Origin of the sequence: Caldibacillus sp. 210928-DFI.2.18 (assembly GCF_020554505.1) — a bacterium.
Classification (GTDB): Bacteria; Bacillota; Bacilli; order Bacillales; family Caldibacillaceae; genus Caldifermentibacillus; species Caldifermentibacillus hisashii.
This window is the reverse complement of the sequence record NZ_JAJCHL010000031.1, coordinates 1-20,613: the sequence shown is the minus strand read 5'-3', so window position 1 is coordinate 20,613 and position 20,613 is coordinate 1. Positions and strand designations below refer to the sequence as shown.

15 protein-coding genes, 1 pseudogene and 1 other annotated feature are annotated in these 20,613 nt (G+C 37.9%); of the genes and pseudogenes, 13 read left to right on the top strand and 3 right to left on the bottom strand.

Going from position 1 to position 20,613, the window contains the following annotated elements:
- Positions 1–255 precede the first annotated feature (255 nt).
- From hemA to LIZ98_RS08480, 10 genes are all read left to right on the top strand, one after another.
- Entirely contained in the window at positions 256–1,605 is a 1,350-nt protein-coding gene (gene hemA, locus LIZ98_RS08525; protein WP_227139413.1) for a glutamyl-tRNA reductase, read from the top strand.
- Positions 1,606–1,629: 24 nt separating this feature from the next.
- Entirely contained in the window at positions 1,630–2,463 is an 834-nt protein-coding gene (gene ccsA, locus LIZ98_RS08520) for a cytochrome c biogenesis protein CcsA (protein WP_041844837.1), read from the top strand.
- Between the two features lie 86 nt (positions 2,464–2,549).
- A complete protein-coding gene (hemC, locus tag LIZ98_RS08515; protein ID WP_227139414.1) occupies positions 2,550–3,479 on the top strand; it encodes a hydroxymethylbilane synthase in 930 nt (309 codons plus the stop codon).
- Between the two features lie 146 nt (positions 3,480–3,625).
- Positions 3,626–4,411, top strand: a complete 786-nt coding sequence (locus LIZ98_RS08510) for a uroporphyrinogen-III synthase (RefSeq protein ID WP_227203019.1) — start codon at positions 3,626–3,628, stop codon at positions 4,409–4,411.
- A 210-nt stretch (positions 4,412–4,621) separates the two neighbouring features.
- A complete protein-coding gene (gene hemB, locus LIZ98_RS08505) occupies positions 4,622–5,611 on the top strand; it encodes a porphobilinogen synthase (RefSeq protein ID WP_227139416.1) in 990 nt (329 codons plus the stop codon).
- 54 nt (positions 5,612–5,665) lie between these two features.
- Positions 5,666–6,961 (top strand): glutamate-1-semialdehyde 2,1-aminomutase, encoded by a 1,296-nt coding sequence (hemL, locus tag LIZ98_RS08500; RefSeq protein ID WP_227139417.1) that lies wholly within the window; start codon positions 5,666–5,668, stop codon positions 6,959–6,961.
- A gap of 413 nt (positions 6,962–7,374) precedes the next feature.
- Entirely contained in the window at positions 7,375–8,994 is a 1,620-nt protein-coding gene (locus LIZ98_RS08495) for a LysM peptidoglycan-binding domain-containing protein (RefSeq protein ID WP_227139418.1), read from the top strand.
- 133 nt (positions 8,995–9,127) lie between these two features.
- The gene (gene ysxE / locus LIZ98_RS08490) at positions 9,128–10,111 is read left to right on the top strand and encodes a spore coat protein YsxE (RefSeq protein ID WP_227139419.1); all 984 of its coding nucleotides are present in this window, start codon (positions 9,128–9,130) and stop codon (positions 10,109–10,111) included.
- A 240-nt stretch (positions 10,112–10,351) separates the two neighbouring features.
- Complete coding sequence (locus tag LIZ98_RS08485) at positions 10,352–10,996, top strand: NAD(P)-binding protein (protein ID WP_227139420.1); 645 nt, start codon at positions 10,352–10,354, stop codon at positions 10,994–10,996.
- Between the two features lie 393 nt (positions 10,997–11,389).
- Positions 11,390–12,862 carry a methyl-accepting chemotaxis protein gene (locus LIZ98_RS08480; protein WP_227139421.1) on the top strand — a complete coding sequence of 491 codons (1,473 nt, stop codon included), beginning with the start codon at positions 11,390–11,392 and terminating at the stop codon, positions 12,860–12,862.
- A 375-nt stretch (positions 12,863–13,237) separates the two neighbouring features.
- Here the strand turns inward: LIZ98_RS08480 and LIZ98_RS08475 are convergent, their stop codons facing one another.
- Complete coding sequence (locus LIZ98_RS08475) at positions 13,238–13,429, bottom strand: hypothetical protein (RefSeq protein WP_227139422.1); 192 nt, start codon at positions 13,427–13,429, stop codon at positions 13,238–13,240.
- A gap of 390 nt (positions 13,430–13,819) precedes the next feature.
- Positions 13,820–14,045 (top strand) — a binding site (T-box leader).
- 61 nt (positions 14,046–14,106) lie between these two features.
- Between LIZ98_RS08475 and LIZ98_RS08470 the strand changes: the two genes are divergently transcribed.
- On the top strand, positions 14,107–16,755 hold the full coding sequence (locus LIZ98_RS08470; RefSeq protein ID WP_227139423.1) for a valine--tRNA ligase: 2,649 nt from the start codon (positions 14,107–14,109) through the stop codon (positions 16,753–16,755).
- A gap of 198 nt (positions 16,756–16,953) precedes the next feature.
- Here the strand turns inward: LIZ98_RS08470 and LIZ98_RS08465 are convergent, their stop codons facing one another.
- The gene (locus tag LIZ98_RS08465; protein ID WP_034771487.1) at positions 16,954–17,202 is read right to left on the bottom strand and encodes an Imm6 family immunity protein; all 249 of its coding nucleotides are present in this window, start codon (positions 17,200–17,202) and stop codon (positions 16,954–16,956) included.
- 324 nt (positions 17,203–17,526) lie between these two features.
- A pseudogene (locus tag LIZ98_RS08460) lies at positions 17,527–17,691 on the bottom strand (pre-toxin TG domain-containing protein); the annotation flags it as partial.
- A 370-nt stretch (positions 17,692–18,061) separates the two neighbouring features.
- On the opposite strand from LIZ98_RS08460, the gene LIZ98_RS08455 reads away from it, so the two are divergent.
- Positions 18,062–19,336, top strand: coding sequence for a bifunctional folylpolyglutamate synthase/dihydrofolate synthase (locus LIZ98_RS08455; protein ID WP_041844847.1), 1,275 nt, complete (start codon positions 18,062–18,064; stop codon positions 19,334–19,336).
- A gap of 343 nt (positions 19,337–19,679) precedes the next feature.
- Positions 19,680–20,594 (top strand): hypothetical protein, encoded by a 915-nt coding sequence (locus LIZ98_RS08450; RefSeq protein WP_227139424.1) that lies wholly within the window; start codon positions 19,680–19,682, stop codon positions 20,592–20,594.
- The last annotated feature ends 19 nt before the right edge of the window (positions 20,595–20,613 follow it).

The following is a 20,613-nucleotide window of genomic DNA, read 5'->3' as shown; positions in this document are numbered from 1 at the left end:
GAACGCTTTTGAGACAATTTTTAGAAAAACAGTCTTCCACGGTGTTAATGAAAGTAATTTTGACATATTTATGAAAATCGCCGTTTTCAACCAAGAACCAGTTTATATTCATTTTAATTTAATACAATCTATAATATAATAAAATGGAATTAGGTGTTTCTTTTATCGTAACATAAAATTTGGCGGATAGATGACTTTTTATACGTTAAGACTGCACTTTTCATAGAGGATGGATCATTTGGAGGGTATTTACTTATGTATATTATTACAGTCGGTCTAAATTATAAAACTGCACCGGTAGAAATACGGGAACGACTTTCTTTTCAAGAAGCAGAGCTGACTGCTGCTATGCTTACATTAAAGAAAAGAAAGAGTATTTTAGAAAATGTTATCGTATCGACTTGTAACCGGACCGAAATATATGCAGTCGTCGATCAACTCCATACGGGGCGGTATTATATTAAAGAGTTTCTTGCTGAATGGTTTCATATAGAAAGGGAACAATTTGAATCCCATCTTTACATTTACGAAAATCAAAAAGCGGTTGAGCATTTGTTCAACGTATCCTGTGGTCTCGACTCGATGGTGATCGGTGAAACACAAATTTTAGGACAAGTGCGGTCAAGTTTTTTCAAAGCACAAGAAGCAAATTCGGTTGGCACCGTCTTTAACCAACTTTTTAAACAAGCGATTACCGTGGCGAAAAAAGCCCATACCGAGACGGATATTTCTTCAAATGCCGTTTCTGTCAGTTATGCCGCCGTTGAATTGGCAAAGAAAATTTTTGGTCAATTGCATAATAAACATATTTTAATTATCGGTGCCGGAAAGATGGGGAAAATTACCATTCAAAATTTATTGGGAAGTGGTGCCGGAAAAATCTCCGTTGTCAATCGCACGGTGGAAAAAGCAATGGATCTCGCCAAGGAAATCGGTGGGAAGGCCTATTCGCTTGAATCACTTCCGTCATGTTTGACCGATGCTGATATTGTTATTAGTTCTACGGGTTCGAATCATTATGTCATTCATGCAGAATTGATGGCGCCGGTTGAAAAAATGCGGAAAGGGCGACCGATGTTATTTATTGATATAGCTGTGCCGAGAGATATTGATCCGGAAATTGATCAATTCGAATCCGTTTTTCTTTACGATATTGATGATTTAGAAGGAGTCGTTGAAGCAAATTTACAAGAAAGACAGCGTGCTGCTACCAAAATCCAGTCATTTATCACAGATGAGATCGCGATATTTCAAGATTGGGTAAATACATTGGGGGTTGTTCCGCTCATTTCATCTTTACGGGAAAAAGCATTAACTATTCAAGCCGATGTGATGACGAGTTTGGAACGGAAATTGCCTGACTTAACCGAACGGGAACGGAAAATTATCGGTAAACATATGAAAAGCATTATAAATCAAATGTTAAAAGATCCGATTTTACAAATTAAAGAATTGGCTGCCGGTCCTGAAGGTGAACAGGCTTTGCATTATTTTGAGCAAATTTTTCAATTAGAAGCACACAAAGAAAAACAAATGGAAGAATCTCAGCATAAGCGCATCGATGAAAGAAAAACAAGATCGCTTGAGAGCTATGTGAACGGTTGATGAGATGTAAGTGAGGTTACCCTTATGGGAGAAAACATGTTGATGAAATTGCATGAAGGGATGGTTATTCTTTATGCGGCTTCGGTATTGATGTACTTCTATGACTTCCTGCAAACAAACCGTAAAATGAAAAGAATTGGCTTTCTATTGCTTTGTTGTGTCTGGTTCTTGCAAACGGTTTTATTTATTTTTAATATGTACGAGACAGGCCGGTTCCCTATTTTTACGTTAGCGGACGGTTTGTATTTTTATAGTTGGGTGTTAATCACTTGTTCAATTATTTTAAATATTTTTGTTAAAGTTGAATTTATCATATTTTTTACCAGTGTACTTGGATTTATGACGATCGTTATTTATACATTTGCACCATCCCACTGGGGTTCTCCGGCACTGGCGGAAAAGTTGGCTTCGGAACTTTTACTTGTTCATATTACGGCATCGCTTGTTGCGTATGCCCTATTTTCATTATCATTTTTATTTTCGTTATTATATATTGTGCAATATCATTTATTGAAACGGAAAAAATGGGGAAGACAATTAATTCGTATCAATGACTTAGTTAAATTAGAGCAAATCTCCTACACTTTAAATTTGCTGGGCATGCCTGTTTTTTCCATTGGTGTTATACTAGGATTGCAAAGGCTTTATCTAAAAATGCCGGAAATCGGTTTTTTTGATTGGAAAATTATCGGATCATTTTTTGTTATTATCATGTATGCTTGCTTTATTTATTTAAAAACAAGAAAGGAAATGTTCGGGAAAAATTTGGCACTGTGGAATATTGCCTCGTTTTTAATCGTATGGATAAATTTTTTCTTGTTGGGCAGATTATCTGATTTTCATTTTTGGTTAAGTTAGATTGTTTTGCCTTGTAATTTCGTACATCGTTAACATTACATACTTAGATTTGAACGATCTATTTCTTTATATACCAGGAGGCTTTTATGCGTAAAATTATTGTCGGTTCAAGACGCAGTAAATTAGCAATGACACAAACCAATTGGATCATAGATCAGTTGAAAAAGATTGGTGCCCCGTTTACTTTTGATCTGAAAGAAATTGTCACAAAGGGTGATGAAATTCTAAATGTTACCTTGTCAAAAGTCGGCGGGAAGGGACTTTTTGTTAAAGAGATTGAGCAGGCAATGTTAAATAAAGAAATTGATATTGCGGTTCACAGTATGAAAGATATGCCTGCCGTGTTGCCGGACGGACTTGTCATCGGGACCATTCCGGAGCGGGAAGATCCCCGGGATGTGCTTATCTCAAAAGAAAATCGTTCATTACGTGATTTACCGGCCGGTGCCATCGTCGGAACAAGCAGTCTGCGGCGGAAAGCACAAATTTTAAACATACGGCCGGACCTCGAAATTAAATGGATTCGCGGGAATATTGATACACGATTGAAAAAGCTCGAAACGGAAGAATACGATGCAATTATTTTAGCGGCAGCGGGATTATCACGAATGGGTTGGCAGGCAGAGGTTGTATCCGAATACTTAGAACCAAGTGATTGTATTCCGGCTGTTGGTCAAGGAGCACTAGCCATTGAATGCCGGAAAGATGACGAAGAAATTTTACAATGGTTGGCAAAATTAAATTGTCCAAAAACGAATCGTGCCGTGCAGGCTGAACGAGCTTTCTTGAATAAAATAGGCGGAAGTTGTCAAGTTCCTGTAGGAGGATATGCAGTGATAAACGATGAAGATGATGTTGTTTTAAATGCATTTGTCGCTTCCGGTAATGGAAAAACAATTTTTAAGGAAACTGTTGTCGGTAAAGATGCGGTGACAGTGGGCGAAGAGGCAGGAGAACGGTTAATGGAGCGTGGTGCTGGTAAACTTATCAGCGAAATCCTGAAGCAATTGGATTAAAGCAGATGTGTTGGGTGATTACAGAAGCGCCCATATTCACGAAATACTGTCGCAACTAAATGAAACAGCCATTCAAAATAGTACAAAACCTGGTTCAACAGTTTCAATCAGACACGAAGAACAACTCATCATTTTTTTGGAGATGGATGAAATTGACGCTTGACCGATTGGCAAACAAAAAATATTTAATTATGCGTGATTCTTCACAAGCTCTATCGTTAATCGAAGGAATTCGTTCTCTTGGTGGCATTCCATTGCTTGTCCCGTTAATCTCATTCAAAAAAACAAGCTTATCTGAACGGGAACGAAAACTGATGAACGAATTAACAAGTTTTGACTGGCTTATTTTTACGAGTCAAAATGGTGTTCGTTTTTTTATGGCACAGTTGGAAGAGATGGGGTTATCTTTTCCGGAACATGTAAAGGTGGCGGCTGTCGGTACGAAAACACAAAGCAGTTTAGTAAATTATGGTATATCACTGTCTTTCATTCCAAAAAAATTTACCGGTGAAGCATTGGCTGATGAGATGAAGGATTTTATTGATAAGAATGAACGCATTTGCGTGGTAAAAGGAAATCTGGCCAGGGATATTGTCGGTACAGTGCTTCGAAATGTCGGTGCCATTGTCGAGGAAATCATTATTTACGAAACATTTTTACCAGAGGAAAATAAAGAAAAACTGATTGCAACATTGAAAAATAAAGTCGACGTATTAATATTTACCAGTCCTTCAACCGTTAAACATTTTATGAGTATATTAATGGAGAAAAATGAACGCCATCTACTCGACGGAAAATGGGTCGCTTCGATTGGACCGGTTACCAAAAAAGCGTTGGAAGATTACGGAATTCCTGTTCATATTTGTCCCGACATTTATACCGTCGATCAATTGCTTGAAGAGATGAAGGTGTTTTTTGGAAAGAAATGTTAAGAAATAAATACAACGGTATAATGTAAAAAATAAGGTCGAAGTGAACTTTTCCTATAAAATTTTTTAGATGCCAAACGAGCAATGATGAACACTTGAAGAGCTTGCTTTTGCGTTAAATTTGGATCACATAAACCAAAGATGCAATGAATTTTCCCGTAGAACTTTTTGGGTGCCAAACAAGTTATTAAATATATAATTGGAGGCAGTGAAATGAACATAGAAGACTTACAATTTAAGAGACATCGGAGACTAAGACAATCGGCTTTTATGAGAGATTTAGTTCGGGAAAATCATGTTCACACGGATGATTTAATTTATCCGCTATTTATCGTTGAAGGAGAAAAGATAAGAAATCCCATTATTTCAATGCCGGGAATTGAGCAAATTTCTTTAGATTATTTGCCTAGTGAAGTGGATGAACTATTAAGCTTAGGCATAAAGGCCGTTCTTTTATTTGGTGTCCCGAATGAAAAAGATGAAATAGGTTCCGGTGCATTCCATGATCACGGCATTGTTCAGAAAGCTATTAAAACCATTAAACAACATGCTCCGAAAATGCTTGTTGTTGCAGATACATGTTTATGTGAATATACCGATCACGGTCATTGCGGTGTAATCATGAACGGTGATGTTGCCAATGATGAGTCACTGGAAATTCATGTGAAAACGGCAATCAGCCAAGCAAGGGCAGGTGCTGATATTATTGCGCCTTCGAATATGATGGATGGTTTTGTCGTTGCAATTCGTAAAGGGTTGGATGAAGCAGGTTTTAAACATGTACCAATCATGTCCTATGCAGTTAAATATGCATCCGCTTTTTACGGTCCGTTCCGTGATGCTGCAGAAAGTGCCCCACAATTTGGCGATCGGAAAACATATCAAATGGACCCTGCCAATCGTCGGGAAGCTTTAAGAGAAGCCCATTCGGATCTTTCGGAAGGGGCTGATTTCTTAATCGTCAAGCCGGGCATGCCATATTTGGATATTATCCGTGATGTCCGCAATGAGTTTAATGTTCCGATAGTTGCTTACAATGTCAGCGGGGAGTATTCAATGGTTAAAGCAGCTGCCTTGAACGGTTGGATTGACGAAAAGAAAATTGTCATGGAAATGCACACCGCATTCAAAAGGGCAGGTGCGGATTTAATTATCACCTATTTTGCGAAGGACATTGCCAAATGGCTGAATGAAGAAAAATAATAGCACTTAAATGATGTATGCTCTTCATAAACATATAGAGAAAAGAGGGATAGTATGCGTTCATTCGAAAAATCGATAAAAGCATTTCAAGAGGCATTACAGTTAATGCCGGGGGGAGTTAACAGCCCGGTGCGTGCCTTTAAAGCTGTTGATATGAATCCGATTTTTATGGAAAGCGGAAAAGGCTCGAAAATTTACGATATCGACGGGAATGAATATATTGATTATGTTCTTTCATGGGGACCATTAATTTTAGGCCATGCGAATCGTCAAGTTGTTGAAGCATTGAAAAAAGTAGTCGAGTCCGGGACAAGCTTCGGTGCTCCGACATTAATCGAAAATAAATTGGCAGAACTGGTTAAGGAGCGGGTACCATCCATTGAAATTATTCGTATGGTAAATTCCGGTACAGAAGCAACGATGTCCGCATTACGGTTGGCACGAGGATATACGGGGAGAAGTAAGATTTTAAAATTTGAAGGCTGTTATCACGGGCATGGTGATTCCTTATTAATTAAAGCCGGCTCAGGTGTAGCAACACTTGGACTTCCCGATAGCCCGGGCGTTCCTGAAGGCATTGCAAAAAACACAATAACTGTTCCATATAATGATTTGGACGGGGTTAAAACGGCCTTTGAAAAATTTGGCGAGGATATTGCAGCAATCATTGTTGAACCAATTGCCGGAAATATGGGTGTTGTTCCTCCGTTACCTGGTTTTTTGGAAGGATTGCGTGAAATGACCGAGCAATACGGCGCCCTGCTTATTTTTGACGAGGTCATGACAGGCTTCCGGGCCGATTATCATTGTGCCCAAGGTTATTTTAACATTCAACCTGATTTAACTTGTTTAGGGAAGGTAATCGGTGGCGGGCTTCCGGTTGGTGCTTACGGCGGGAAAGCAGAAATCATGGAAAAAGTTGCTCCAAGTGGTCCGGTCTATCAAGCAGGCACGTTATCCGGCAACCCTTTGGCAATGACGGCCGGTTATGAAACATTGAAACAGTTAAAACCCGAACACTATGATGAATTTAAACGAAAAGGGGATATGTTGGAAGCCGGTTATCGTCAAGCAGCAGAAACATACGGGATTCCACTAACTGTCAATCGGGCCGGCTCGATGATCGGGGTCTTTTTTACCAATGAACAAGTGATGAACTATGATACAGCGAAAACATCCAATCTCGATTATTTTGCAACGTATTATCGGGAAATGGCATTGCAAGGTGTGTTTTTACCGCCATCCCAATTTGAAGGATTGTTTATTTCTACCGTTCATTCGGATGAGGATATAGAAAAAACCATTCAAGCTGCAGAACATGCTTTTCGAAAAATAAAAGAAATGAATTAAAACTTGGAATGACGTACAGTGATCTTGTTAGCGGGGAGGTTCGGGATCAGTTTGTACGTCATTTTCCAACTTTGAATCACCTATTGATTTTGGACCTATTGTTTTATGGAAACATGAAATAATATTTCGGCTTCTTCTACAAGTGAATTCCTTTTCTATTTTTCCACATTGCTTGATTCCAAAATGCTTGACGTATTCTTAAAAGCTTTTCCACTTGTTCTTCCACAAAAGTAACTTTTTTAAGCATATTTCATCCACTTTTTTCATAACTTGTAATGATATGAGTAGAATAATAGCTCCTTATTCACGTTATCTCAAAACACGATTATTTTTGTTTATCCTAATAAACAAATTTCATCTTCACCAGTGAGTTTCTGAAAATCCACAGTTAGATTCGTAAGGGGGGAAGTATGTTGACTGATAATAATCAACCGGCAGCCATTAAATTTTCTTTGGATGAAACAGTGTGGTTTCGAAAGGGAGAAGAGATTGGAGAATTATATAATTTAGCATTAGAGCCAAATGTTACCATCCAAGATTTGAATCACTTTATTTCCATCCGTGGATCATTAAAAATGTACGGAGAATATAAAAAATCAGAAGCTGAAATAAATGATGAAGAAGATCGTATTTATTTTTCAGGGCAAAAATATGTTACCGTACTCGACGCAAGAGAAGAAGGAATATCAGAATTTCATTTTGATTTTCCCGTTGATATTACCGTACCGAGAGAGAAAGTAAGCAGTATAGAAGACTTAGATGTCCTTATTGAATTTTTTGATTACTCAATTCCTGAAAAAGACTGCTTAAAATTGTCAACGAATGTCGCAATTACAGGAATTGCCGCAGATGCATCCGCATACGAACGAAAAGATATTTTGTCAAGTAGTGAAGAAGGCATCCCGGCATTATCTGAAGATCCATTAGCTGATAAAGACCAATTATTTCCAGTTTCAAACGATTTTTTCATCGATAAAATTGATGACGACAGCACATTCTCAGTAGAGGCTAAAAAAGTAGAGGACCGAGATGAAGAGCCTGAAGAAAATATCCAAATCCCGATTCAATTTACTTCCACTATGGATAAACTGGAAAAAATTGAAAAGAAACGAGTAGAGGCTGACCAAGCAACTTTATCGACAAATACAAATGAAAAACAGTTTGAGCCTGATCATCTTTTAGTAGAATCGGGGGGATTGGAAAACGAGCCGGAAGCTAGTCACATTATAGAAGAGACGGAAAATATACCTGAAGCCGGTCGCATAGAAGAGGAGTTGGGGAACGTACCTGAAGCCGGTCGTATAGAAGAGGAGTTGGGGAACGTACCTGAAGCCGGACGCCAGAAAGCAGAACCTGAAAAATTAGAAAAGAAACCTGAAATTAGTCCATGGTTAAAGGATTCAGAGCATGTTCCTGAAGTCGGTCCGCTTCTAACTAATTCGTCCCCAAAGGATAACGACCGTAATACTGATCCAGTTTTAAATGACTTGGATAATGAAAACCAAGTAGCAGTGGAAAGAAATGAAACGAAAGCTGTGAATACAGAGGCAAAATTGGAAAATGAGATCGAAGTCAGTGGCGAACTGTCAAAAAGGGACAATGAACCGGTAGAGGAGCCGAAAACAAGAGCAGATCTTAATCAACAAATAGAGACTGTAGCAGTGGAGACAAGTGTTCAGGAATCGGCTGAACAACAAGATTTTGCTGATATTACGATTGAGGAAGTTCAGGCAGAAGAGGATCACGAAGCCCATCGAACCGAGAAAAACATAAATTATCAGCCGCAAGAAACAAATCAGGATGAAAAATCCATCTCACTCACTGAATTTTTTGGAAGAAAAGATGAAAATCCGGCAGTTCGGATGAAAATTTATATTGTTCAAGCGAGAGATACATTAAGTTTGATTGCCGAAAAATATGACGTCTCGGTTTCCCAACTGTTGCGAACAAATCACCTGGAATCAAATCAGGATGTCTATGAAGGACAAATACTTTACATCCCCACCAATACACATAAAATACATTCGTCATAACTGAATGGACTAACCGAGGAACCAGCCGAACTATAACAATGAAAAATACCATATCCCAATCACTTTATGTAAAAGTGACGTAACAAAGAAAACGGGTACGAAACCCGTTTTTTATATGCATTGAGGTGAAAAAATGAGAGTCTACGAAATTTTAAAAGAATATCAAATTCAACCGAGACATTTGGAAAAGATTGGAAAAGTATATAAAGTATTTAGTGGAAACAATGTGTTTGCATTAAAAGAAACCGAAGTAACTAAGGGAAGAAATTTATTTTCCATCTACCCTTTTTTATACCATAAAGGGTTTTATCGTTTCGTTCCTCTTTATCCGGCAAAAAACGGGCAATATATGATTTTAAGAGATCAAAAGCTGTATTACTTAATGCCTTGGTTAGGTAGCGAGTCAAGACCGGTTGAAACCAATCATGCAAGAAAAATGTTTCGGGAACTTGCCAGACTTCATCTTTTGACATCACAAGAAATGGAAATGGACCAGACAAATATCGAGGACCATTTTGAGCGAACTAGTGGACAATGGAATAAAGAAATGCAATATCTTGACAGTTGGATTGAACTGTGTGAGCAAAAATGGTATATGTCTCCTTTTGAATGGGAATTTGTCCAATATTATCATGAATTTCAAAAAGCCTATGAATATGCACTTCGAACTCTAAAAATTTGGAAAGATACTATGCTTGAATCAAAGAAAATTCGCACGGTCCTTCTTCACGGTAAAGTTAGCTTGGATCATTTTGTATTTGATGATAAAGGGTACGGGTATTTTATTAATTTTGACGAAAGCCGTATCGGTTCCTCATATCAGGATTTATTGCCGTTTTTATCCAACACATTAAGTACATACCCGATGAACGGTGAAGATTGTATGGAATGGCTGAATATCTATATGAAACACTATCCGCTAAAGGAAACAGAACTTTTGCTTATGAAAAGTTATCTTGCCCACCCCGGATTCATGATTCAGTTATTGAACCGCTATCAAACGAGAGTCGCCCCAAACCATGAATTGAAGTATACAAAAAAGATTCAGCAAGCATATTGGAAACTGAAAAACATTGAAAATATCATCATGAAGCTGGAAATGCAAACAGAATCCTAATATGCCGAGTTGGTGGTACTGTTGAATTCCCGGTGTGAACTGTTGAATTGACAGGCGTCACTGTTGAATAAGAAGGCCTTACTGTTGAAATCGGAGGAGGTTTGTTGATCTAGTGGAGTTCCGCTAAATTTTTCAGTAAGTCTCCTAGGTATTCAGAAAAATTGATATAATAGTATATAATCAAGACATCACTAAAATCGACATTACAACGAAAATGAAACCGAAAAGGAAAGTTGTACAATGACAAGATTCATACCTCTAATGTTCGATTTAAATAACAAAAATATTGTCATAATTGGTGGGGGTCATGTAGCTGAAAGAAGAATTCGTCTATTGCTGGAAAGCGGTGGAAAGATTACCGTGACTAGTCCAAAAATTACCCAGGAAATCCGCAATTATTGGGAACAAGGCAAGGTAAATTGGATGAAAAAGCATTTTGAACCTAATGATATATCCGACGCCTTTCTCGTAATTATTGCAACAAATAATCCCCAAGTGAACGAATTGGTTCTTCAATATGCACAAAAAAATACATTAATCAATGATGCTACAAACGCTTCCAATGGGAATGTTCATTTTCCCACGATCATGAAAAGAGGCCGATTAACAATAAGTGTTGCAACAAACGGCGCTAGCCCCATGCTGACAAAGAAAATTAAACAGCAATTGGAAGCCACTTTCCCGAAAAATTATGGAGAATATGTTGATTTTCTATATGAATGTCGGGAACTTTTGAAAAACTCTCCACTGCCAAAAGAAGAGCAGCAAAAACTGTTAAAACAACTATTGGATGATGATTTTCACAGTAAAACAAATCAACAACAATTTTTAAGCTGGTTAAAAAATCTTCAAAATAATGAAAACGGTCAAGGTGATCTTAATTAGGAACCTTGACCTTAAAAATTCCTTACTATTTCAATCATCATAAGATCCTCAGTTATAAAAAATTAACACAAACAATTCAAATAAACATAAATTTTTGAAGAAATGTCCATATCACTTGAAATTAGTGACTTATTTCACAAAAAAGCTGTACTATTATAAATTTGTTGTCGCGCACTGAATACGTACCGACTCATTTCTCAAAAAACAAGCCGCTTCATCATCAATTTTCTATTGCACTGAATAGGTATTCATGTATAATAGAGGGAAAATAATAATATTTGAAAGAGTAGAAGCCTTGTTACTTTTCTATTATAAGCAAACGTTTTCAATAGAGCTGTTCCTTCCCTATTAATCGATCAAAAAATGAATATACAAATAAGAAGGTGAAACAAGATGGACAAGATACAGCAAATGTTGTTGGAAGATAGTAAAAAAATAAATTTAATCATGTATACTACTTTTTCAGTTTCATTAGTTTTGGCTTTTTTGAAATCAATCGCACTAAAACAAGGCCCCGTAATTATAATATATTCTACTCAATTAATCTGTTTTGCTGTTTTATATATTGTTTGTGAAAAAATAGTTAAGAAACACTCTCTATTTCCTTATTTAAGTGTTGTTTTGATTGGCGCCTTTTCATTTTTAGGTATTTCGGTTACCGGCGGCGGAATTAATATTATTCTCATCACATTCTTTTTAGCCATTTTTTCGACGATTAGTTCTGGCAAAAAATCGTTTATCCTTGGTTATTCCATAGGATTGTCGATCATGTTAACGATCTTTTTTGTCGGTACAAAAGAAACAGCCGTAATTAAAGAAAACTTTGTTACTATTCTCATACTCTATCTTTTATCAGGACTTTTACTTTATGTACTAATCCACATGAACGCCAGACAGCAATCCGTGATTCGGGAATTGTTGCGGCAGTCAGAAAAACATGGTGAGGAACAAAAGCAACAAAAAGAACGCATTCAAGCCAATATGAATAATATTTTAAAAGAAATGGCCAATGCAAATGAACGGATTCAGAGCAATCAATTGGCTCAAAATGAATTTACTAACAGTTTACAAGAGTTAACAATTGGCAGTCAACAGCAAGCCGACCAAATTGCAATGATTTCAAGTCATACGATGGAAAATCTCGAGGTCATGCTAAAGCTGGAAAATATGATGGAAGAACTTTCAACTGAGGCGGATAAAACAGACGAAATCACGTCTCTCGGTGAAAAAAGAGTTTTCATGTTTAAACAAGATGTAATGGAGATTCGAGCATTTATGAACGACTTAAACCAAACATTACTGGATTTAACAAAGAACATTCAAGAAACCAATACATATTCAAATAAAATTAAAGAAATTTCCGAGCAGACAAATTTATTGGCTTTAAATGCCTCCATTGAAGCGGCACGAGCAGGTGATGCCGGCAAAGGATTCTCGGTTGTCGCCGAAGAAATTCGCAAACTGGCAGAGTCGACAAAAGATACGGTCAATAATATTACCAAAAACTTGCAAAACGTGAATACGAGCAACGAATCGACGTTGAAAAAAATGCAAGCCAGTGACCAAAAGATTACCCACCTTGCAGATTCGATGGAAGATATTGTCGTTTACTTTCAACAGTTGAAAGAAGTATTTCAAAAATTAAACACTGATTTACTGCATTCAAAAGAAATGACTAATGAAGTCGTGAAAAAAAGTAAAAGTATAGAAACATATACATCCCAGTTTGCGGGAATTCTTGAAGAAGCGAGTACCAATCTGGAAGAAATGACTGCTTCTATTGAAACATTAACGAATGACAATAAAGACATCGCAAATTCAATGAATAGAACAACAATCAGTGCAAAAGAGCTACTAGCTGAATAAAAAAATTGGAAGGGCAAATCGAGGATAATTGGAATTTCTTCTAAAGACGTGAAAAATTGAATTTGGAAGGCCGCCGAGTTTTTACGGCCTATTTCCAAAGAAAATCGAATCGGAAAGGGTGCCTGAATTCACTAACTGCTTTTTTCCTAAGCAAAGAGAGTCGGTTCACTAACGCCTCTTTTCCATTAGTCAGTAAAAAAATTATGATGTTCAAAAAGTTCGGGGGAATAGCTGGCAAATTTCTTCTCGGATACTCCTTACACTTATCCCCCTTTTTGAACATGCAATTATTATTTGGTAGAGGGCAACAACTTAAAATAGGCTTCTAAAAAAACCAAGTTGCTCAATTACCAAACAATTAACAAAAAAACACACTTATATCAGATCAATCTGGAAAAGAGCGACAATTAACAAAAAAATTAATAATAAGACGACATCAAAAGTTGTTGGGATGATTAACGTTCGGATTCCTTGGAAGATCGTAAACGGGATAATCAATTGCTTTCCGACTTCCCTGATTGTTCGAGCCCATGATGGCAGTAAATATGGATTGTATTTTCTACGCATGAAACCCCTCCTTTATAACGGTTGTCTTCCCAAAAGGAAACAAGACCGCAACCGGACATGAAACGTCTGCAAAAAGTGTTTCTTTAATTCATTCTATGTGAATATAACGGGAAGTTGTTCATATTTTTTTGAGTGAATTTTAAAAAGTGAAAATAATGGTACTTTGTGAAAAATCTGCCTCGGGTGTTGTTCACCACATTCCAACTAACATAAGCATTCTGGACTTGCGTGTCGAATACCGGAATATGGGTTTCAAAATCATTTCGTATAATTTTTCCTAAAACCGGTAGAAAAAGAATTGTATATAAATCATTTCGTATAATTTTTCCTCAAATGGCCAATAATGATTGACGAAATGTCCGTTATTTTTATAGAATAAGTATAAATAAACGAAATGCGTTGAACGGGAAGAGTACAATAGTTTGGCTTTTCAGAGAGAGAACGGTGGTGCGAGTTCTTAAGTGAAACTGTTGGAAGGTCGCCCGGGAGCAGCTTTTGTGAATCTGAAGAGTAGCAAAAGCCGGGAAATCCGTTACCTGGTTGAGTGCCAAATGCATGCTTCTTATGCATTTGTGAATAAAGGTGGTACCGCGAATCAACTCCATTCGTCCTTTAACGAGTGGGGTTTTTTAATTGTCAGGATTTGCAAAAAATTAAATTAAAATGGAGGCATTTAAATGAGTGAACAAACATTCTCGATGCCCACAAAATACGATCCAAATTCAATAGAAAAAGGTCGCTATGAATGGTGGGTAAAGAACAAATTTTTTGAAGCAGAAGATGATGAAACCAAACAACCATACTCCATCGTGATTCCGCCGCCAAATGTGACCGGCAAACTTCACCTTGGGCATGCCTGGGATACAACATTACAAGATATTATTACCCGGATGAAACGAATGCAAGGCTACGATGTATTGTGGCTGCCGGGAATGGATCATGCCGGAATCGCAACGCAGGCAAAAGTCGAACAAAAACTGCGTGCGGAAGGGAAATCCCGCTATGATCTAGGCCGAGAAAAGTTTTTGGAAGAAACATGGAAATGGAAAGAAGAATATGCACAAACAATTCGTCACCAGTGGGCAAAATTAGGGCTTGGTCTCGATTATAGCCGGGAACGATTCACACTGGATGAAGGTCTTTCCAAAGCGGTTCGTGAAGTTTTTGTTTCTCTTTATAAAAAAGGTCTCATCTACCGCGGAGAATATATTATCAACTGGGATCCGGTTACGAAAACGGCCCTTTCCGATATTGAAGTTATTTACAAAGATATACAAGGCGCTTTCTATCATTTGCGGTATCCGTTAAAAGACGGTTCCGGCTATATTGAAATTGCAACAACGCGTCCGGAAACGATGCTCGGGGATACGGCCGTTGCGGTTCACCCGGAAGACGAGCGCTATAAACATTTAATTGGCAAAACAATCGTGCTTCCAATCGTCGGTCGCGAAATCCCAATTATTGCCGACGAATATGTCGATATGGAATTCGGCTCCGGTGCGGTAAAAATCACCCCGGCCCATGATCCGAACGACTTTGAAGTAGGAAATCGCCATAACTTGGAACGGATTCTTGTTATGAATGAAGACGGTACAATGAATGAAAAAGCCGGAAAATATAAAGGCATGGATCGTTTTGAATGCCGCAAACAAATTGTCAAAGACTTACAAGAACAAGGTGTCCTTATCAAAATCGAGGAAATGGTTCACTCCGTCGGTCACTCGGAACGGAGCGGGGCTGTTGTTGAACCATATCTTTCGACCCAATGGTTTGTCAAAATGAAACCATTGGCTGAAGCTGCAATTAAGCTGCAAAAAACGGAAGGAAAAGTGCATTTTGTTCCGGAACGATTTGAAAAAACCTATCTTCATTGGATGGAAAATATTCGTGACTGGTGTATTTCGCGACAACTTTGGTGGGGTCATCGGATTCCTGCTTGGTATCATAAGGAAACCGGAGAAGTATATGTTGGTCATGAAGCCCCGCAAGACGCTGAAAATTGGGAGCAAGACCCGGATGTCCTTGACACTTGGTTCAGCTCGGCATTATGGCCATTTTCAACTATGGGCTGGCCGGATAAGGAAGCAGCTGATTTGAAACGCTATTACCCGACCGATGCGCTTGTCACCGGTTATGATATTATTTTCTTCTGGGTATCCCGGATGATTTTCCAAGGGCTTGAATTTACCGGGAAGCGCCCGTTCAAAGATGTTTTAATTCACGGTTTAGTTCGCGATGCAGAAGGTCGGAAAATGAGTAAATCGCTTGGGAACGGTGTCGACCCGATGGATGTTATCGATCAATATGGTGCCGACTCCTTACGTTATTTTCTGGCAACCGGATCATCACCGGGACAAGATTTACGTTACAGTACGGAAAAGGTTGAATCCGTTTGGAATTTTGCTAATAAAATTTGGAATGCATCCCGGTTCGCTTTGATGAATATGGGCGGACTCCCATATGAAGACATTGATTTAAACGGAAAAAAATCTGTAGCGGATGAGTGGATTTTAACCCGACTCAACGAAACGATTGAAACAGTTACCAATCTGGCTGAAAAATATGAATTCGGTGAAGTTGGCCGGGCTTTATACAACTTCATTTGGGATGATTTTTGTGATTGGTATATTGAAATGGCAAAACTTCCATTGTACGGTGAGGATGAAACAGCAAAGAAGACAACTCGCTCCGTTTTAGCCTATGTTTTAGACCAAACGATGCGGTTACTTCATCCATTCATGCCGTTTATTACCGAGGAAATTTGGCAAAATCTCCCACATGAGGGGGAGTCGATTACGGTTGCGGAATGGCCAAAGGTACGACCGGAATTGTCGAACCAAGAAGCAAGCGAACAAATGAAATTACTCGTTGAAATCATCCGTTCTGTCCGTAATATTCGGGCCGAAGTGAATACGCCGATGAGCAAAAAAATCGCCATGATCATTAATGCCCATGATGAAAAAATCTTGGACACTTTAGAAACAAATAAAGCCTATCTTGAACGTTTCTGTAATCCGGAAATGTTGACAATTGGTGTAGGTGTACTAGCCCCTGAAAAAGCAATGACTGCCGTAGTATCCGGAGCGGAAATCTACTTGCCGCTTCAAGGGCTCATCAATATCGAAGAAGAAATTACCCGCCTTGAAAAAGAACTTGAGAAACTAAATAAAGAAGTGGAGCGGGTACAGAAAAAACTTGCCAACGAAAAATTTGTTGCTAAAGCACCTGCGCAAGTGGTTGAAGAAGAACGTGCGAAAGAAAAAGACTACTTAGAAAAACGCGCAACCGTCCAAGAACGACTGGAAGAGTTAAGAAGGATGAAGTAGGTAATAGAAAAAGCTATCACTTATGGGATCACACCATTTTTCACATGTGACATACCCATATGTGATAGTTTTTTTCGTTTCAGGCTTTACTATTAGGTAGTAATTGAATTTGTGATGATAAGCTGTATAAGATGATTTAAACCGACGTAACTGATATCAATATAGACTGAACTTATAGAATCTAATCACACTCTACCCTCACAAATAAAATCTTCCTGTGGCAGAATAACCCAGAGATAAATGTCTAATTACTCTTCCAAATAAGTTCGCCATTATCCAAAAAAATATTACTAGTCTACTAGTATAAGCAACTGCGTCAATAATACAGTTCCAAGCTTCGACATCTGTTTCATTATCTGACATCTCTTGAATTATTGTTATACCATTTTCCTCATTATCTAATAATTCATAAAGGATATCCCCTATATTTTCTTCACTATTTAGCATACACCTGAAGGATTCAATTGATGTAGTTTTAATGTTCCTGAAACATCTTCTGGTTTTATACCTGTCTTTATTACCGATGAATCAAATTCATTCAGAACTATTTCTTCTGCATGCCTAGTGAACAATGGGTTATTCCTGGAGCTTTAATATTCCTGTCAGGTATTACTTCATCTAAATCAGGTAATCCAGCTTCTTTACGTACTTTTGGTGATCCTCCTTCAAAAGTCAAATTTTCCAATCCTTTTCCATCAGTCTTACCAACTGCAACTGTGTCAGTTTCTGGAACATTCCATTTTTCCTTAGTACATCTATATCAGTTTTACCAATATCAATCTTACTTTTATTACCCGTACTCTTTGCCGGGGGAAGTAATGAAAGAGCCAAAAAACCTCCCGCAAGTACACGGTCGCCAAAAGAAAGCTTCTCACCGGTAACCGGATCATATTCACTGAATACCCGTTGTACGTCGTTCCATCCGACGGGTTCCAGTAAAAGGCCGTAGTTCACCAACTACGTAGCCTATAATCTCGAAGTTCTTCCTATGTACATATACTTAATCTTAAAATTTATCACAATGCCGAATTCGCATTTCTGCTGGAATTTTATACAATCTGGTATAATAAAAAAAGAAGTTTCTATAAATGGCAAAAAGCCAATCGAAGGACCGTTCAATCCAAAAACTAGTAAAATTAGTCTGGAAGGAAAATAGACAAAATAACAGAGGAAGGAAAGATTGACACGGTTGTTTTGACTGGAATAGGAATTGGAAACATCATGCAAATCCTTCAATCCATGTACATCTTATTCCTTACAGCGGGAATGCATAAATAAAATTGTTACAACAGGGGAGTGGAAATCAATGTTTCAAACAAGTGAAGAAGTTATCAATTGGATTAATCGTCAACTGGATCAAGGGATAAAACCCGGACTGGAGCGGATGCTGTGGTTAATGGAAAAACTGGATCACCCGGAGCGAACTGTACGAGCGATACATATAGGCGGGACAAACGGAAAGGGGTCAACCGTTTCATTTCTTCGTTCCATTTTACAAACGGCGGGTTATGAAGTAGGGACATATACATCCCCTTATATTGAATCTTTTTTGGAGCGGATTAGTATTAATGGCCAACCTATCCCGGAAGCTGATTTGATAAAAGCAGCAAACGCCATTAAACCGCTAGCTGATGAATTAGCCCAAACAGAGCTTGGCTATCCGTCAGAATTTGAACTGCTTACCGCTATTGCGATCTATTATTTTGGTAAATTACATAAAGTTGATATAACAATCATTGAAGTCGGACTAGGCGGGCGAAAAGATGCCACAAATATTATTCATCCGTTTCTTTCTATCATTACCAATATTGGCTATGATCATATGAATATCCTTGGCAATACACTGACTGAAATTGCCAAAGAAAAAGCAGGAATTATAAAAAACGGTGCCCCGGTCATCACCGCAGTAACTGATCCAGAGCTCCTTCATATTTTTGAAGATACGGCAAAAGCGAAACGGACCACCGTATATCAACTGGGACGTGAATTTACATATAAAGATCTTGGCACAACGGAAACCGGTGAGCAATTTTCGGTAAAAACGCCTTACCAAACATATACAGAACTTTCCATTTCGATGTTAGGGAAGCACCAAATTGAAAATGCGACATTGGCTGTAATGGTAGCAGAATATTTAAAACAATTTTATGCATTGTATATCGAAAACGAACATCTTCAAACCGGATTACAAACGGCATTTTGGCCGGGAAGATTTGAAATACGTGGACAAGTGATTCTTGATGGTGCTCACAATCGGGAAGGAATCGAAACGCTAGTTGCAACTTTACAGCGTCATTTTTCGGATAAAAAAATTCATGTGTTATTTTCTGCACTGAGAGACAAACCTTTGAAAAAAATGATTCACGTACTAGATGAACAAAACTATCATTTGTACTTTACTGAATTTGACCATCATCGAGCAACAAAGGCGGAGAACTTATATGATCTCTCAAATGCTTCTCAAAAAGAAATTGTATTGGATTGGCCAAAATTTATAAAAGAAAAACAATTGCAAGCTGATGAACTTCTTGTCATTTGCGGTTCTCTTTATTTCATCAAAGAAGTAAAGAAGGTATTATAAGAAAAGCGATAAGTATTCGGAGCCAGAAACAGTTCTTTTTTTACATTAAAAATGATTGAGGGGTATCGTTGCCCCTCTTCTATTGGTCGTTGGTCCGATCATAACGAAGAAGATTTCACAAGCGAATAATCCAGTGCAACGGCAAGGCCACTGTACAGCAAAAGTGAACCGCCTAAAACCAGATATCATGTTTGACGATTAACCTTTTGGAATTTTAAATAGTATCGCAACGACAAGCAGTCACTTGTTTGCTAAAATGTTCATAAATTTTGCTTTAAATAAAATATTTTTTTATTATAATAATAGGTAAAAATGCCCATGCCAAAAGGAGGGGGGGAATAGAATGGTTTTAGATAGAAGAACTCAAATTTTTATATGGGTTGCTTGGTTTGCCGTTATCCCGATAGGATTATGGACCGCATATAAAATTTCACCCCCTACGCATTTCTATCATCATTTTGATTTTTTAGTCACGACCGGTCTTTCCTGCATCGTAGCTTTGATACCGATCGTCGTAAATCAAATTCCTTTTTCAGTTACACAATGGTTAACTATATTTGTTTTTCTAAAATACGGATTATTTGCTGAAGTAATATTGGCTCAAATTATTACCTTTATCGTCTTGTTAAGATTACGTTTACCAAAAGAAAAGCGGTATAACTTTCCTCTGAATTCTATCATGTTTATGATCGTATCTTTGGTAAGCGGTGCTATCTTTTACATTTTCGGTGGAGAGCATGTTCAAGCAGGAAATTTAACGATAAATTTTGTCGTGCTGGCAGGGCTATATATGGCGTCTTATTTCATGATTAATCAAATCCTTTTCACCGGTGCATTTTCTTTTTTGTATAAAACAAGGAAACCATTAATAACAAAAGCATTTCTTTGGGAAGGGCTTATACATCTAATCGCCTTTCCGGTCGGTATTACTTTGTTCTTTTTATATGATTTAGTCGGTGTGTCAAGTTTTCTGCTGGTAGGTACCCCGATCATTAGTACACAACTAATTTTGTTAAAATATAATACGAGTAAGGAAATTAATCAATATTTACAAAAGGCCGTTAAAACTGGTCATCGTTTGACCGAACGGCTAAAGTTTGAAGAAGTATTGAACACATTTATCGACCATCTATTAAATATGTTTCCTGCTGATTATTTGTACATTTTCGACGATATGAATGATGACCGTTTACAAGCAGTTCGATGTTATGAAAACGGAAAATTTATAAGGATGGGCGTAAAACCCCTACGCCTTTAGGCTAGGGGATGTAAGCCCT

What these genes read in the sequence shown, in the direction of transcription:
- LIZ98_RS08475 (WP_227139422.1), bottom strand. Translation starts at nt 13,429, where the DNA reads ATGCGTAGAAAATACAATCCATATTTACTGCCATCATGGGCTCGAACA.
- LIZ98_RS08455 (WP_041844847.1), top strand. Translation starts at nt 18,062, where the DNA reads ATGTTTCAAACAAGTGAAGAAGTTATCAATTGGATTAATCGTCAACTG.
- hemC (WP_227139414.1), top strand. Translation starts at nt 2,550, where the DNA reads ATGCGTAAAATTATTGTCGGTTCAAGACGCAGTAAATTAGCAATGACA.
- LIZ98_RS08510 (WP_227203019.1), top strand. Translation starts at nt 3,626, where the DNA reads ATGAAATTGACGCTTGACCGATTGGCAAACAAAAAATATTTAATTATG.
- LIZ98_RS08470 (WP_227139423.1), top strand. Translation starts at nt 14,107, where the DNA reads ATGAGTGAACAAACATTCTCGATGCCCACAAAATACGATCCAAATTCA.
- LIZ98_RS08480 (WP_227139421.1), top strand. Translation starts at nt 11,390, where the DNA reads ATGGACAAGATACAGCAAATGTTGTTGGAAGATAGTAAAAAAATAAAT.
- hemA (WP_227139413.1), top strand. Translation starts at nt 256, where the DNA reads ATGTATATTATTACAGTCGGTCTAAATTATAAAACTGCACCGGTAGAA.
- LIZ98_RS08465 (WP_034771487.1), bottom strand. Translation starts at nt 17,202, where the DNA reads ATGCTAAATAGTGAAGAAAATATAGGGGATATCCTTTATGAATTATTA.
- ccsA (WP_041844837.1), top strand. Translation starts at nt 1,630, where the DNA reads ATGGGAGAAAACATGTTGATGAAATTGCATGAAGGGATGGTTATTCTT.
- LIZ98_RS08485 (WP_227139420.1), top strand. Translation starts at nt 10,352, where the DNA reads ATGACAAGATTCATACCTCTAATGTTCGATTTAAATAACAAAAATATT.
- ysxE (WP_227139419.1), top strand. Translation starts at nt 9,128, where the DNA reads ATGAGAGTCTACGAAATTTTAAAAGAATATCAAATTCAACCGAGACAT.
- hemB (WP_227139416.1), top strand. Translation starts at nt 4,622, where the DNA reads ATGAACATAGAAGACTTACAATTTAAGAGACATCGGAGACTAAGACAA.
- hemL (WP_227139417.1), top strand. Translation starts at nt 5,666, where the DNA reads ATGCGTTCATTCGAAAAATCGATAAAAGCATTTCAAGAGGCATTACAG.
- LIZ98_RS08450 (WP_227139424.1), top strand. Translation starts at nt 19,680, where the DNA reads ATGGTTTTAGATAGAAGAACTCAAATTTTTATATGGGTTGCTTGGTTT.